The following is a 14,879-nucleotide window of genomic DNA, read 5'->3' on the forward strand; positions in this document are numbered from 1 at the left end:
GAAATCGGCGCGGCTGACGCGGAACGCATGATGGCCGCGGCCGAGCGGATGCGCGATCCGCGCGCGACGCTGCGCGGGAGTTAAGGGTTGGCGCGCGACGCCGAACAACGCGAGGTTCTGCTCGCCGCATTGCAGCAGCACCTGGTCGCCGAAACGGGCGACGACCGTGAGTCCGAGGACGCGCGTGTAGAATTCTTCCGCGCGCGCCAAGTCGCCAACCTCGAGACCGAAATGATCGAGCCGCTCGAGCTTCATCGTCAGCTTAACTCCGTGGTTGGGGCGCAAATCGTCGCCCATTTTAGCCGCGGCCTTCAATAGTCGAACTCATATGCAGGTTTGCGCTAATTCAGCTTAAGTCCGCGAGCAGAAGGCCGGTCAGATATTGGCCTTCCGCATGACCGAGCATCACCGGATGGTCGCCGCCTGGACCAAGTCGTTCGACGAGGCGAAAATTGCGCCGCGAGCGCCCTTGCGCGATCCGCACGGCTCGGAGGAAATCTTCGCCGCCGAAATGCGCAGAGCAACTGAAGGTCATCAGCGAGCCGCCGGGCGCGACCGCGCGCATCGCGAGCGTGTTGAGCTCGACGTAAAGATGTCCGGCGCGCAGGCTGTCCTTGACACTGCGCGCAAAGGGCGGCGGATCGACAACCACGACCGCGAATTTTCCGTGATCCGCAGCAAGATATTCGAGCGCGTCCTGCTGGATTAGAGCGGCGCGCCCACTCGCGTGCGGGTTGAGCTCGAGATTGCGCCGCGCGGATTCGAGCGCGCGTGCGGAAGTCTCGACGGCGATCACTTCTTGCGCGCCGCCGGCCAGCGCGGCCAGGGTGAAGCCGCCCGCATAACAATAGGCGTCGAGCACACGCGCGCCGGCCGCGAGATGCTTAACGCGTCGGTGATTATCCCGCTGATCCAAGAAGCTGCCGGACTTCTGTCCGCCTTCGAGATCGACGACGAGGCGAATGCCGTTTTCGCATACGACGACCTCGCTAACGGGCGGCCCGCTGATAAGACCGACGCGATCGGCGAGACCCTCCTGGCGGCGGACTGCGCCCTGACTGCGTTCGAGAATCGCGCGCGGCGCGAGCTCCGCGCTGAGCAGCCTGATGAGTTCGTCACGCAGCCGTTCGGCGCCGGCGGTCAGGAGCTGAAGAACGATGACGTCGTCGTAGCGATCGGCGACGACGCCGGAGAGGCCGTCGCCGTCGCCGTTGAGCAGGCGATAGCAATTGGTATCGGCGGCGATGATCCGGCGTCGATACGCGATCGCCTGCGCGAAGCGATGTGCAACGAGGGCCGCGGGCTCGACGCGATGATCGAATGCGAGCATCCGAATCGCGATCGTGGTGCGCGGATTGTAGTAGCCGAAGCCGAGCGTGTCGCCGCCGGCATCATAGACCTCGACCTCTGCGCCGGGTGCGAGATCGGCGGGCTCCACGCGCGCGATCGCCTGGGAGAAAATCCACGGATTGCCGCCGCGCACCGGGCCGTCGCGGCCCGGCTTCAAGACAACGCGCCCGCGGACTTTCACGCTAGCGGTCGTACGCGCGGCGTCTAGTTCCACGCCGGCTCCCCGCGACGCCGAAACTTGCCGCTGCGCCCGCCGCGCTTGCTGATCAGCCGTATCGCCCCGATCGTCATCGCGCGGTCGATCGCCTTGGCCATGTCGTAAATCGTGAGGGCCGCGGCGCTCACCGCCATCAGCGCTTCCATCTCGACGCCGGTGCGCGCCTCAGTAACGGCGCGCGCCTGAATCTCGATGGCGGAGTGCGCCGGATCGGAGCGGAAATCAACCTCGACATTCTGCAGCGGAAGCTGATGACACAGCGGGATCAGCTCGTGGGTGCGCTTGGCGGCCATGATGCCGGCGATGCGCGCCGCGGCGAGCGCTTCGCCCTTCTTCAGCCGCCCGCCGTTGATCGCGTCGAGGGTGGCAGGCTCCATCGTGACGACGCCTCGCGCCACGGCCTCGCGGCGCGTAATCGGCTTGGCGCCCACGTCAACCATGTGCAGGCGTCCTTGCGCGTCAAGATGGGTGAGATGGCCGGCGCTCGGTGCAGCCTTGGTCTGCGATTTTCTGGGCGGCATGGAAATTCGCTTTAGAGCTTATGTCGGCGCATGTATATAATGAAGTCGCTGTGTTGATGATGGTTTCGCCGCCCCGCGCCCTGCGCGCAAGTTCGTTCGCGAGTTAAATTCAATGACTGACGACGTGTATCGCCTCGTAATCCTCGGCTCCGGACCGGCCGGCCTCACCGCCGCGCTGTATAGCGCGCGGGCTAATCTCGCGCCGTTGCTGATCGAGGGCGTCACGCCTGGCGGTCAACTGACGATCACGACTGAGGTCGAGAACTATCCGGGCTTCGAGCACGGCATCCAGGGTCCCGAGATGATGGAGGTATTCCGTCGGCAGGCGGCGCGCTTCGGCACGCAATTCGTAACCGGCGACGTCAGCGCGGCAGACTTGCGCAGTCATCCGTTCGAGCTGACGACGGACGGCCAGTTAATCCGTTGCGAGGCCCTGATCATTTCGACCGGGGCGTCGGCCAAGCTGCTAGGGATCGAATCGGAAAAACGGCTGATGGGCTATGGCGTGAGCGCCTGCGCGACCTGCGACGGCGCGTTCTTCAAAGACAAGGAAGTTGCGGTGGTCGGCGGCGGCGATACCGCGATCGAAGAAGCGACCTTCCTGACGCGGTTCTGCCGCAAAGTGACGATCGTGCATCGGCGCGATCAGTTGCGCGCCTCCAAGATCATGCAGGATCGTGCGCGCCGGAACCCGAAGATCGCGTTCGTCTGGAATGCCGTGATTGAGGAGATTTACGGCGAGCGCGCCAGTGGGGTCAGCGGGGTCAAGCTCAAGGACGCGAAGACCGGGGCGACGTCCGAGATGAAGGTTGACGGCGTCTTCATGGCGATTGGCCATCAGCCGAATGCGGCGATCTTCAAGGGACAGCTTGACATGGACGAACTGGGTTATCTGCAGGTGCGGCCGGGCTCGACCTACACGAATATCGACGGAGTTTTCGCCGCGGGCGACGTCGCCGATCGGGTTTACCGTCAAGCGGTGACCGCCGCAGGCACCGGCTGCATGGCGGCGCTCGACGCCGAACGCTGGCTCGAAGCCCGGCACGGATAGCGGTGCTTACGCGCAGTGTGCGAAGATCGTTCCGTCACCGATCACCAGTAGATCCGAAGCCGCGCCGCTTGAAAGGGTAATTAGTGTCCGTCACCGAACTCGACGCCGCACCAACAACTTCAGCCCGCAAGGCCACCGGTGAACTCAAGGTGCCAACCGGCAGCCTCAAGGACGCGGCGGGATCCCGGGAAGCCGTGGTCTTCGGCGGTACACCAGCCCGGCGAGATTTCACTGCCCGTTTGGCCGAGCTGATTATTCTGATGGCGGCGATTCTGGGCGCCGTCGCACTCGGTTTGGGCATCTCGCAATACTTCGGCGAGCATCCCTATGTCGTCGCATATCTGGTGTTCTATGGGGTTTTCCGCTTTGCCGATTTGTTGGTGCGCGACGAAGCCGCCCTGGGGCTGGATCGCGAGCGCTTCGTGCGTCGCCTGATGTATGAATTGCCGCTGTTGGCCTTGTTCTTCGCGGCGCCCTTCGAGCGCACGTACATCTATGGCGGCGAGCCGCCGCATTGGCTCGGCGCGCTGGGACTACTGATCGAACTGACTGGCCTATGGATCGTGCTGGGCGCGCGCATTCAACTCGGCTTTTTCTCGCCGACGCCCGGGCGCGACGGCGCTCCGGTATTGGTGCGCAGCGGCCTTTACCGATTCGTGCGCCATCCGATTTATGCCGGCGAATTCATCGTGCTGTTCGCCTGGCCGTTCGAGTACGGCGCTCCGCTTACGCTGATCCTCGCGTCAGTGCTCGGCGCAGCGGTGATCCGGCGCCGAATTCGCAATGAGGAAGCCGAACTGCTCGCGCGCTTCGGCGACGATTACGCCGAGTACCGCCGCGTGACTGATCACATCCTTCCCAACGTCTGGTGATTTTCCCAACGTCTGGTGATTTGAGTTAGCCGCCGATTTGATACATCGAGCGTTGCTGGGTGGAACGGCCTTCGAGCAAATGATGACCGGTGGGTTTCCCGGCGACTGCGCGCATCAGGATTGAGGCGATCGCGGCCTGGCCGTCGCCGTTGCTGTTCGAGCGCAGGGCTTTGCGCACATCGAGTTCGTCGTCGTTCAAAAGACACAAGTGGAACTTGCCGTCAGCCGTCAGGCGCATCCGGTTACAGTTGCCGCAGTATGGTTCGCTCACCGGACTGATGAAGCCGACCACCCCGCGCGCGCCTGCGAGCCGGAAATTCCGCGACTCGTCGGCCGCGCTGGCCGCGGCGAGCTCGGTCAGGGGCCCCAGCACCGCTTCGATCCGGCGCCGCGTCTCGATATTTGACACATAACGCTTGATCGACAACGAGGCGCATTCGCCGCCGCCAAGCGGCATCAGTTCGATAAAGCGCACGTGCCAGTCGCGCTCGAGCGTCAGGCGGGCGAGCTCGACGACGTCGGCTTCATTGTAGCCGGCGGTCACCACAGCGTTGAGCTTGATCGGCACCAGGCCGGCCGCCTCAGCCGCGATGATGCCCTCCCAGATGCGCTCGAACGTGCCCCAGCGCATCTGGCGCTCAACCGTCTGAGGGTTGAGGCTGTCGAGATGAACATTGATGCGGCTCAAGCCGGCGGCTTTCAATGGTCGCGCCAGTTTTGCGAGGAGTAGAGCGTTGGTCGTGAGCGCAAGCTCTCCCACCCCGGGGACGGCGCTTAGCCGCTCGACGATCTCGATCACGTCAGCACGCAGAGTCGGCTCGCCACCCGTCAGGCGGAATTTGCGGAAGCCGATGCTCACGGCAGCCCGCGCCACCCGCTCAATCTCAAGGGGGGTCAGCAGTTCCGCTTTGGGCAGGAACTGGAGACCTTCGAGGGGCATACAGTAAACGCAACGCAGATTGCAGTTATCGATCAGCGAGATGCGCAGATAGTCGATATTGCGATTGAAGGAATCAGCAGGCATCGTTGTTACTACGAAGTCGCTCCTTGGCGGGCGATTTTGATTGTGCCCGCCGCCGTTGGAGTCGGGCTCAGATTGATTTTATTAGGTAACTGCGTGTGCGTACAACGCTTCCAGGGACGGGTCCCGAAGCCATGCGCACGGTGTGCCAGCGACTTTTCGGCGCGCTCGCGCCTTTCGACGAGGCGCATCCATGGCCCGTGCTCTTCGGGGCGGGCGCCGTTTGAACTGGTCGGGCCACGGCTCGAAGCGCGCAAGGCAACACTCGCCAGCCCCCTCTTCCTGCCGAGCCGGCGCAAGCGGTTGCGAAGACCGCATAAGATCCTTCCTCTTCCGGCGTGAGAAAAGGAAATATTTCACCCTAAATAATGCAAACCAAAACTGGTTTAAGTACGTTCCAGCAAGGGCGTGTGCGACGCCTGCGCAGGGCGTAACTCCCCTAAATGGGCGTTCGTGAATGTAATATTCACGGACTGAGAGGCGTGGGCGCTCCAAGAGTCCCGCGTCCGTTGTCTCGGCGGTTTTAATGACTAACTATTTGCGTCATCCGGACGTTCATCGGCCATGGTCGCAATGGTCCGAAGATCAAGTACTACATTTGGCGGTCGCCTACTCTAATCCGTTTCGCTGGCGGACGCGCCGGATCCTGATGAATGATTTTCGCCGACGAGCGGCCGGTTGGCCGAACGTCAAACTGTACGTCGGCGAACTGGCTTATGGCGATCGCCCGTTCGAGGTCACTGGCGATCCGTCAGTACCGTTTGCCGAAAACGACATTCAGCTCCGGACGAACACCGAGCTCTGGCACAAAGAAAACATTCTCAATGTGATCGTGTCGCGGTTTCCGGCTGACTGGAAATACGGCGGATACTCAGACGCCGATCTGGTGTTCACGCGGCAGGACTGGGCGCTCGAGGCGATTCATCTGCTTCAGCACTATGATTTGGTGCAACTGTTTTCGTCTTACATGGACTTGAGCGCGAAGCAGGAGCCGATCGGGCTGGCGCGGGCGTTTGCCTGGAATTATCAAAATCAAGACGCCTTTCTCTCCCGCATCAAAGCGCAATCCAGCTATGCTCAGGTGGCGAGTTCCGGCTACGGGCCGTTGCGCACCGGCCGCTACGATACCGACGCGAAGAAATTTCCCTTCGGGAAAGATCCGGGTGCGCCGGGTGGCGCGTGGGCGTGGCGGCGCTCGGCCTTTGACACAATCGGCGGCCTGCTCGACATCAATATCCTGGGCGGCGGCGATTCCGAGATGGCGCATGGCCTGATCGGGGTAATCAACGAACTGGTCACGCGACTGACCTCGCCGCGCGCGGAGAACTCCTCGACGCGGAACCATACCGACGCGGTATTGCTCTGGCAGGATCGCGCACAGAAGCTGCAAGCGAATATCGGCTACGTCGAGCAGTTTCTCGCTCACCACTTCCACGGCAGCAAGCAGAAACGCCGATACTACGAGCGCTGGAAGATTCTGCGCGACAACGACTACAACCCCTTCACGGATATCGCGCGAGACTGGCAGGGCATCTACCAGTGGACCGGCGCCAAACCGCGCCTGCGCGACGCGGTTCGCCGATATTTTCTCGAACGTAACGAAGACGATCCCAATTTGTACGGACCTGAAAGGCCTTTGGTTTAAGGAAAAGGAGCCAGACGATGCTTGAAGTAGCGGTGCAGAACTTTTCAACGAAGCTGTCGGATGCGGACCTTGCGGCTTACGTGGCGGCGTACCAGGTGCAGGTCGATCGCGACTTTGCGCCGACCCACGGACTAGTCGGTGTGAGTCTCAAAGTATATCCGGCGCAGGGTGTGACGATTCCGTCAAACGACTGGCTACTCGGGTTCTTCGACAACTCGGACGTTGCCGGCGCCCTTGGTTATCACGACTGGACGCCCGGCGGGAAGCCGCTCGGCAAGGTCTTTGTCGAGACGACATTGCTGGACGGCGGCCTGGTGAGTGTCGACGGCTCGCACGAGCTACTCGAGATGATGTGCGATCCGGAGATCTCGACGGTGATGCAGGTCGACAGCTCGACCTGTTACGCCTTCGAGATTTGCGATGCGCCGGAAGACGATCAGTTCAGCTACGACATCAACGGTATCCAAGTGAGCGACTTTGTCTTCATGAACTGGTTTACGGGCGGACCCGGACCCTACGACTTCAAAGGGCATATTCAGTCGGCTCGTGAGATTCTGCCGGGCGGCTATATCGGCGCGCTGACGTTCACCAACGGGCAGTGGACGCAGTTGGCCAACACGGCCAAGCGCTCACGGCATCAGTTGCCGAAGCGTGGCTGCCGGTTCGAGCGCCGCACCCGCCGTCGCGCAGAGTGGCAGCGGAGCCTGATCTGACGATTGCGAGTAGCTACGCGGCCTTGGCCATCGCGGAGGCCAGGACGAAGTCGTAGCGCGCCGTGCGGAACGGCCGCTGTTGGCCGCGCGCGCGCAGCTCAGATTCTTTGTCGTGGCGCACGAAGTTGATTACCAGCGGCGCCTTGACCGCACCGACGACGTCCGAGTCGATCCACGGATCGTCTGAAACGAAAAGCTGTGTCGTCAGGGTCTGGAAGCCGGGGTGGCTCAGCCGGTAGTGCACATGGGCGGGCCGCCAGGCGTGGCGGCCGGTCGCCTTCAGGAGCGCTCCCGTCGGGCCGTGTTTCGGGATTTCGTAAGACGCCGGCACCCAGGTCTGGATGTCGTAGCCGCCATCCTTGTCAGTGCTGACGCGCGCGCGCAGATTAAACGGGGCGTCGGCCTGCGGGATGTTGAAGTGCGAGTAGGCGCCCTGCGCGTCGGCCTGCCAGATGTCGACGATTGCGCCCGCCAAGGGCGCGCCATCAGTCGCGCGGACCGTGCCCGACAGGAACAGCACTTCGCCGGGCTCGTCCTTGCGATGGGGCAGCACGGCCGGCGATTTCAGCGCCGGTGTGTTGGGCACATAGAAGGGGCCTTCGACCGCGCTCGCCGTACCCTCATGGCCGACGCTGTCAACCTGGTCCACCGTCGCCTCGAGCAGCACGTCCATCAGCAAGGGGATCTCGCCCTTGGCGGCAGTATCGACCATGAACGCCACCGCCTGCCGATACTCGGCGTGCGTGACCTGGTGGTCGCGGATGAACTGATGCAACGTGCCGAGCAGGCCGTCAAAAACGCTCTTCAGTCGCGGGTTTGCAGCCGGGGTTTGTGCGCTCATTGGTGTGCTCCGACGGAGGGAAATTACCTGCTTCGGGTTTAATCCCGCCTCGCCGGATTTGCAACTCCGCTCCCGTCCAGATTCTTAACGCAGCTCGCAGACTTCTTCGGCTTCGCTCAGGACAGGCCGCCTGCTCGCTCCGCGCGGAGCGCTCCGCTAGCGTAAAGACCGACCCTACAGTATGCAGTTAAGGCTAGCCGGGCGGGTCGAGCAGCTCGCGCAGGGTAAATAGCGGCACGAAGGCGACGCTCTCGGCCGCGAGATTTTCCGCGCCCTGTTCTTCTTCCCGATCGATCAAGGCCAGCGCCCGCGCGACCACGAGTCCGGCCGCGCGCGCGCCGCGGATCGCCTTGATCGTCGAGCCGGCAGTGGTGACCACGTCATCGACGATTAGCGCGCGATCGCCCGCCGCGACGTTGCCCGCGATCAGATCTTTGATGCCGTGGGTTTTGGGCTCCTTGCGCACGACGAAGACGCGAAGTTTCACGCCGCTCGTGCGAAAGATCGCGTCCGAGATCGCGATCGCGATCGGATAGGCGCCGAGCTCGAGTCCGCCGACCGCGTCGAAGCCCCGCGCGTCGATCATTTGGGCGGCCAGGTTGCCAATCAAGGCGCGGGCCTCCGGATCCGACAGCGCCTGTTTGCAATCGACGTAGTAGCGGCTCATTTTGCCCGAGGCCAGCCGGAAAACCGGCTCGGTCGCTAACTTCAGCGACGTCGCGCGAAGAAGCTCGGCCAGTCTTTGTCGTTCTGCTTTCATCTAGCTGCAGCCATCGCCTTCCAGTGTCCTAAGTTAGAAATACGTTCAAAAATGGAATGGCGCAAAGGCGCTGACGCAGAAATCGGTACCGGCTTCGCTGGCGCGAAGCTGTCCGAGATCCTGCGACGGCGTTCGCGTTGCTCACTGCGCTCAGGATGACAGATCGGGCTTGTGCAGATTCCTTAACGCTGCTTGCGGGCTTCGAGTTCTTCGAGGGTGCGTGGCCAGTCGGCGTGGAGCAGGCGCGAGAGCGCGCGATCGGCGAGCAGGCGTCCGCCGGTCTGACACGGCGCGCAGTAGTTGGTCTCGTTGCTGGCGTAGCGGATGCGCTGGACCTTGGCGCCACATCGCGGGCAGGGCAGACTGTAGCGGCCCTGCACCGCCATCTCGGGCCGAAAGGCGGTGACCTTCTCGGGAAAGGCGCCTGCGGCTTCGGTTCGCAGGCGATCGGTCCATTCGATCAAAGTTTTGCGGGTTGCTTCATATAGCCGCGCGAGTTCGGGCGCGGTCAGCTTCTGCGTCATCGCGATCGGCGAGAGCTGGGCGCGATGGAGAATCTCGTCTGAATAGGCGTTGCCGATCCCGCTCAGAATATGCGGGTCGGTGAGCGCGCGTTTCAGCGTGTGATTGGCGGCGACGATCGCCGCAATGAAGGCCGCGAGATTCGCTTCGAGCGGTTCGATCCCGCCGGCGCTCAGCGCCTGGAGGCCCGCCGCGCTCCTGACGACGTGGAGCGCCGCGCGGCGTTGCTTGCCGGCCTCCGTCAGCCACAGCCATCCGTTATCGAACTCGAAGGCCGCGAGCAGGTTACGACTGCCGAGTTTGGGCGCGGCGATGTTCCAGTGCAGGCGGCCGGCGATCATGAGATGGATTACGAGCCACAGCTCCTGGTCGCCGATCGCGATAGCGATCTGCTTGCCCAGTCGCTTGATTTCGCGGACCTTGGCGCCATACGTCGCGCTCAGCGGCGGATCGGCCGAGCGCAGGAGAAACGGCGACTTGACGATTGCGCGGATAAGTCTACGCCCGGCGATACGCGAGCTGAGCGCTTCGACGTAGAGAGTGACGTCAGGTAGTTCCGGCATCGGAGAGCGTTCGCGCCCGCCGCGGGCGGGGGTGTTGCCGCGACACCGACTTATCGTGCGGGAAACCCGAATTCAAAGCAAAAGATTGCGGAAAGAGCGCGGCGGGTGGACGGCCGGGGAGAGCCGCCCGCCTGCCGCGCGGAGGAGAGGTGCGGGTGGGGGAGACCGCGCCTCAGAGCTGCGAGTTACTTCATCACGATGGTCTCGACGCCGGGCGCGTAAGATGCAATGGCGGAAGTCGTGTCCGTCGATGCAACGGGCGCCGTGGTGCCGCCTGACCAGCTCTGCTGGTAGGCGCGCTGCTCAATCAGGATCAAACCCATCAGTGAAACCGCAACGATCAGTGATGCGGCATTTTTGAAAGTCTTCATAATCTTGCTCTCCTTGCTTTCAGCGCCTCTGCGGATTCTCGCCGAACAGTCGCTGCGTTAACTGCTGATAGGACTAAGCGAGAGTCGTGCCTATTCCTCAGAAACCGCAATGAACTTCTGTCTAACGCTTCACGGCCGTCGAGAAGCTCCTCTAAACTATTGAATTTGTTGAATTTTATCGATTGGGGAACTTTCCGACGTCTGTCCCCGCGTGAGGTTGACCAGTAGTCTAAGTGCTAACGGAGGGCAGCATCGTAGCAATCTGCGAAGAGTTCTAGTCTAATTGGCGAAGTGCGAAAGAAACGGGGCGATGAGCAGAGTGCCCATCGCCCCATAATCAGCGGGTGAGTGGATGTCGAATCAGGCGTCGAAATAGAGCGCGAACTCGTACGGATGAGGCCGCAGACGAGCTTGGCTGACCTCGCGCGTGTACTTGTAATCGATCCAGGTCTCGATCAGATCGGAGGTGAACACGTCACCCTTGAGCAGGAATTCGTGGTCGCGCTTAAGATTGTCGAGCGCGGCCTCGAGCGACGCCGGCATGCTCGGCACCTCGGCGAGCTCGGCCGGAGTGAGGGCGTAGATGTCCTTGTCCAGCGGCTGGCCCGGGTCGAGGCGGCGCTGGATACCGTCGAGGCCCGCCATGAGCATCGCGGAGAATGCCAAGTAGGGGTTGCAGGTCGGATCGGGGAAGCGCACCTCGATGCGTTTGGCCTTGGGCGACGGCGAGTACATCGGGATACGCACCGAGGCCGAGCGGTTACGGCTCGAATAGGCGAGATTGATCGGGGCCTCGAAGCCCGGCACCAGCCGGCGATAGGAATTGGTTCCGGGGTTGGTGAAGGCCGCTAGCGCCGGCGCATGATTGAGGATTCCCGCGATGTAGTGCAGCGCCAGCTCTGACATGCCGGCATAGCCCGAGCCCGCGAAGAGCGGCGTCTCGCCCTTCCAGATGCTCTGATGGGTATGCATCCCGGAGCCGTTGTCGCCGAAGATCGGCTTGGGCATGAAAGTGACCGTCATGCCGTGCCGGACCGCAACGTTCTTGCAGATGTATTTGTACCAGGTCAGCCAGTCAGCCATCTTGACCAGCGAGTTGAAGCGCATGTCGATTTCGGCCTGGCCTGCGGTCGCGACCTCGTGATGCTGCTTCTCGACGCGGATGCCGACGCGCTCCATCACCTGCACCATCTCCTGGCGGATGTCCTGCAGGCTGTCGTTGGGCGGCACCGGGAAATAGCCCTCTTTGTAGCGCGGCTTGTAGCCGAGGTTGGGGCCTTCCTTGCCGCTGTTCCAGCTCCCCTCTTCCGAGTCGATGAAGTAGTAGCTGGAGTGCTGATTGGTATCGAAGCGGATGCCGTTGAAGATGAAGAACTCGGGCTCGGGGCCGAAGTAGGCGGTGTCGCCGATGCCGGTGGACTTGAGGTAGGCCTCGGCCTTGCGCGCGACGTTGCGCGGGTCGCGGCTGTAATCGGCGCGGGTGATCGGGTCCTGAATCGTGCAGATTAGCGAGAGCGTTGGATCCTTCGTGAAGGGATCCATTACCGCAGTGTCGCAGTCGGGAATAACCAGCATGTCGCTGTTATCGATCGCCTGCCAGCCGCGGATTGAGGAGCCGTCAAAGCCGAGACCTTCTTCAAACGCAGCCTCGTCCTTGAACTCGCTAATCGGCGCGGTGAAGTGTTGCCAGGTGCCTAGCAGATCGATGAACTTGATATCAACCGCGACGGCACCCTTGTCCTTGATCATTTGTAGAACTTGTTTTGGAGTCATCTGACTCGTCGTCCTCCTGGCCGCTCATGCGGCCGCTATTGCGCTCAAAGTTTTTATCCTAATCGGAGCCCCGAATTCCAGTTCCGCGAAGGCGGATCAAAACCAGGGGATCCGATCGAAGGTTGGGCATCCGCCAATCATTTGAGCAATGCACAACTCATCATCGGGAAACACTACTCTCGAAACGACCCGTCAAACCCGATTATTCGCGAGAGTTTTCTCAATTAGCCCGGTTTTAACCTCGACTCACGAGAGCTAGCACTGCAAAGCAGATGCCGAGCATCGCAACGCCGATCGGAATCCCGACCCTGCTCCACTCGCCGCTGCGGATTCTTAGCGCGCCGGCGCAAACAATGTTGGGCAGATTGCCGGGAATCAGCATCCCGCCCGAGATCACCATCGAGAGCAGTGCGGGGCGGATCCGGCCGGCCGGGAGGCCGTGAGCTTCGATCGCCGCGAGCGTTGCATTGTCGAGGGCCGCGGATACCGTGTTGCCCCAGAATAGGGTGGTCGCGCCGAGATGGGGGACCCAGTGCGCGGCCATCGGCGCATACGCCGCGCTGATCAAGGCGAGACCAGCGACAAAGGCGAAGACTTTGACGCCCTGCATGATGGCGTCGCGCACGCGCTCGCGGGGTGCGACTGCCTCGGCGATCAAATCGTAGTCGCCGCGCGCACACCAGGCTGCGATCAGGGCGGACGTCGCCACGCCTGGAATGAGCCAAGGCCCGAGCATTACGAGGAGCGCAAAAAAATTCAGCTGGAGGCTGCTCGCCACGATCGCGGAGAAGGGACCGCCGGCCGGGGTCAGCGCCGAACCGAGTCCGATCGCGAAGCAGCCGGCGACGGCCACGCGGACTCGCACCGACGAACCCAGGCGCAGCATCGCGATCGCTTCCACCAGAAGCAGCGCCGCGACGATCGCGCTGATCAGGCTCGAGAGCAGACCGATTGCTACGATCGACGCCCCCGTCAAGGCCGCCCGCGAGACTCTTCGTCGCAGCCGCTCGAAGCCTTGATCCAGCCGTCCACGGAATTGGGCGAAGAGCGTCCCGGCAATGATGACTGCGATCGTGATCGCGATCGGCGCTGCAGCGGCCTGTGCGATCAGCTCGGCGCTCCAGACGCGCGCGAAGGTCGCCGCCGCAAGGCCGAGCAGAATGCACCAGGCCTCGAGATTGCGCTCGATGGGTGCGATCAGCAGGGGGCCGAGCAGTAAGAGCAGCAGAATGAATATTGCGGGCAGTAGAGTCATCATCAGGTGTAGTAAGGTTGAGTTACCAGCTTCGGTTTGTCAGATTAGTCGCGAAGTTGCCGCGCAACGGGGCGAGCTTGGATGAGCGTTCAAACCAAAACCAAACTTGGGTCGTTAATCGTGGCTTCCGCATTTATTGCCGGCTGCACCACGGTCAGGCCGCCTGAGCTTGCACTCGAGCCCAATGTCTCGCTCGCCCAGTACAATGCGCTCGTCGTAGCGCCGATAACGCTGTCGCCGGATGCATCGATCGATCTCGATCCCAAGCTGGCCGACGAACTCGCAGCGGATCTTTCGGCGGCGCTGAAAACGAAGGGCTACAGTGTCGCCGACTCCAAGTCTGCGCCCGCCGGAGCCTTAATCGTACAGTGCACCTACGTTAGTTATCGTCCCGGAAATGCGGCAGTGACCACGGGTATTTATGCCTTATCGCTAGCCGGAGCCGCGATTCCAGGGCCTCAGCTCCCCGCGCTCCTTTTTGGTCATGCGGGCGATATTGGTGCGACGGTTTTGGTCACGCTCAGCGACAAGAGTAGCGGCAAGGTGCTGGCCAGCATGGTGGTGGTCAAAGAGATCACGCCTGGACCCGAGTACGGTTCAGGTGGTTGGACTACTGGGAAGCACTATATCCAACAAATGGTGGCAGAGCCTGTCGCCTCAGCGATCGACGAAAAAATCAAGGGCGCTTGACGCTGTGGAGCGAGTGAAAACGGCAGGGATGAACCGGGCCCTGCTGGCGGGAGCTGCGTTGGGGCTGTTCGCCTGCTCGGCGCCGCGGTCCGCAAACATGGTCCGCCAGCCGGCGTCAACGACGCCCCCGATTGCAGCGACCAAAACGCTGCGGCTGTTGGCGACGACCTCTGACCGGACTATCCCTCCTTGGGTGTTCGAGACCGGGGTAGGTCTGGTTGCCCCTCCGACGACCGAATCCGCGATCACGCAAGCGGACTTCTATCGTGCGCTTAACACCACCCTCGCAGATTCCAGACTCTTCAAGAATGTCGTCGTTGGAGGCGCCGCGGATTACGAGCTCGACGGGCGGATTTTCTCCGAGGAGATATCTAACGGCGGGCTTGGGACGGCGACCCTGGGGGTACGGTACAGGCTCGTCGAGCCGAGTTCCGGCAAGCTCTCCTGGAGCGGTACACTGGTTTCCGAGTGCAAACTGAACGAGATCATTCCTTCGAGCATCATCTCCTCCGACAGCATCTCGAACGCCAATGAATGTGCGATGCGTAAAAATCTCGCCGAGTTGGTGAACGACCTCGCGAAGCTGACCCTTTGATCGCTGGCGGAAGTTGCGATCGACCAAGCGGTATAGGCTGAGAATCGGCAATCGGCCGCAGTGGTTCTTGCGGAATATCGCTTGGCATCGCGGTGCAGACCCGCATAATAGTCCTACCA

Annotated in this window: 16 protein-coding genes; 6 read left to right on the top strand and 10 right to left on the bottom strand. The window is 62.1% G+C overall.

Going from position 1 to position 14,879, the window contains the following annotated elements:
• The 3 genes from VKS22_01185 to moaC form a co-directional block, all read right to left on the bottom strand.
• Nucleotides 1-297, bottom strand: a 297-nt coding sequence (locus VKS22_01185) for a VOC family protein (GenBank protein ID HLW69213.1), incomplete at its 3' end; no start/stop codon positions are given.
• 49 nt (nt 298-346) lie between these two features.
• Nucleotides 347-1,531, bottom strand: coding sequence for a class I SAM-dependent rRNA methyltransferase (locus tag VKS22_01190; protein HLW69214.1), 1,185 nt, complete (start codon nt 1,529-1,531; stop codon nt 347-349).
• Nucleotides 1,532-1,554: 23 nt separating this feature from the next.
• The gene (gene moaC, locus VKS22_01195; protein HLW69215.1) at nt 1,555-2,088 is read right to left on the bottom strand and encodes a cyclic pyranopterin monophosphate synthase MoaC; all 534 of its coding nucleotides are present in this window, start codon (nt 2,086-2,088) and stop codon (nt 1,555-1,557) included.
• 112 nt (nt 2,089-2,200) lie between these two features.
• Here moaC and trxB point away from each other — a divergent pair, with 112 nt between their 5' ends.
• Together trxB and VKS22_01205 are read left to right on the top strand one after the other, a co-directional pair.
• Nucleotides 2,201-3,139, top strand: a complete 939-nt coding sequence (gene trxB, locus VKS22_01200; protein HLW69216.1) for a thioredoxin-disulfide reductase — start codon at nt 2,201-2,203, stop codon at nt 3,137-3,139.
• A gap of 83 nt (nt 3,140-3,222) precedes the next feature.
• Complete coding sequence (locus VKS22_01205) at nt 3,223-4,011, top strand: isoprenylcysteine carboxylmethyltransferase family protein (protein ID HLW69217.1); 789 nt, start codon at nt 3,223-3,225, stop codon at nt 4,009-4,011.
• 25 nt (nt 4,012-4,036) lie between these two features.
• Here VKS22_01205 and moaA read toward each other — a convergent pair whose 3' ends face one another.
• Entirely contained in the window at nt 4,037-5,035 is a 999-nt protein-coding gene (moaA, locus tag VKS22_01210) for a GTP 3',8-cyclase MoaA (GenBank protein HLW69218.1), read from the bottom strand.
• A gap of 523 nt (nt 5,036-5,558) precedes the next feature.
• On the opposite strand from moaA, the gene VKS22_01215 reads away from it, so the two are divergent.
• Complete coding sequence (locus VKS22_01215) at nt 5,559-6,677, top strand: hypothetical protein (GenBank protein HLW69219.1); 1,119 nt, start codon at nt 5,559-5,561, stop codon at nt 6,675-6,677.
• Between the two features lie 17 nt (nt 6,678-6,694).
• On the top strand, nt 6,695-7,390 hold the full coding sequence (locus tag VKS22_01220; GenBank protein HLW69220.1) for a hypothetical protein: 696 nt from the start codon (nt 6,695-6,697) through the stop codon (nt 7,388-7,390).
• A 13-nt stretch (nt 7,391-7,403) separates the two neighbouring features.
• Here the strand turns inward: VKS22_01220 and VKS22_01225 are convergent, their stop codons facing one another.
• The 6 genes from VKS22_01225 to VKS22_01250 form a co-directional block, all read right to left on the bottom strand.
• Nucleotides 7,404-8,231: a dioxygenase gene (locus VKS22_01225; protein ID HLW69221.1), complete on the bottom strand. Its 828-nt coding sequence runs from the start codon at nt 8,229-8,231 to the stop codon at nt 7,404-7,406.
• 193 nt (nt 8,232-8,424) lie between these two features.
• The gene (pyrE, locus tag VKS22_01230; protein ID HLW69222.1) at nt 8,425-8,991 is read right to left on the bottom strand and encodes an orotate phosphoribosyltransferase; all 567 of its coding nucleotides are present in this window, start codon (nt 8,989-8,991) and stop codon (nt 8,425-8,427) included.
• Between the two features lie 182 nt (nt 8,992-9,173).
• Nucleotides 9,174-10,076: a DNA-formamidopyrimidine glycosylase family protein gene (locus tag VKS22_01235; GenBank protein HLW69223.1), complete on the bottom strand. Its 903-nt coding sequence runs from the start codon at nt 10,074-10,076 to the stop codon at nt 9,174-9,176.
• A gap of 185 nt (nt 10,077-10,261) precedes the next feature.
• Nucleotides 10,262-10,447 carry a hypothetical protein gene (locus tag VKS22_01240; GenBank protein HLW69224.1) on the bottom strand — a complete coding sequence of 62 codons (186 nt, stop codon included), beginning with the start codon at nt 10,445-10,447 and terminating at the stop codon, nt 10,262-10,264.
• Between the two features lie 360 nt (nt 10,448-10,807).
• Nucleotides 10,808-12,220, bottom strand: coding sequence for a type I glutamate--ammonia ligase (gene glnA, locus VKS22_01245; protein ID HLW69225.1), 1,413 nt, complete (start codon nt 12,218-12,220; stop codon nt 10,808-10,810).
• Between the two features lie 235 nt (nt 12,221-12,455).
• Nucleotides 12,456-13,478, bottom strand: coding sequence for a DUF1646 family protein (locus VKS22_01250; protein HLW69226.1), 1,023 nt, complete (start codon nt 13,476-13,478; stop codon nt 12,456-12,458).
• A 78-nt stretch (nt 13,479-13,556) separates the two neighbouring features.
• Between VKS22_01250 and VKS22_01255 the strand changes: the two genes are divergently transcribed.
• On the top strand, nt 13,557-14,165 hold the full coding sequence (locus tag VKS22_01255) for a hypothetical protein (GenBank protein ID HLW69227.1): 609 nt from the start codon (nt 13,557-13,559) through the stop codon (nt 14,163-14,165).
• Nucleotides 14,166-14,193: 28 nt separating this feature from the next.
• Nucleotides 14,194-14,760, top strand: coding sequence for an LPS assembly lipoprotein LptE (lptE, locus tag VKS22_01260; GenBank protein ID HLW69228.1), 567 nt, complete (start codon nt 14,194-14,196; stop codon nt 14,758-14,760).
• Nucleotides 14,761-14,879: the final 119 nt, after the last annotated feature.

This window comes from Candidatus Binataceae bacterium (assembly GCA_035308025.1).
GTDB lineage: Bacteria > Desulfobacterota > Binatia > Binatales > Binataceae > JAJPHI01.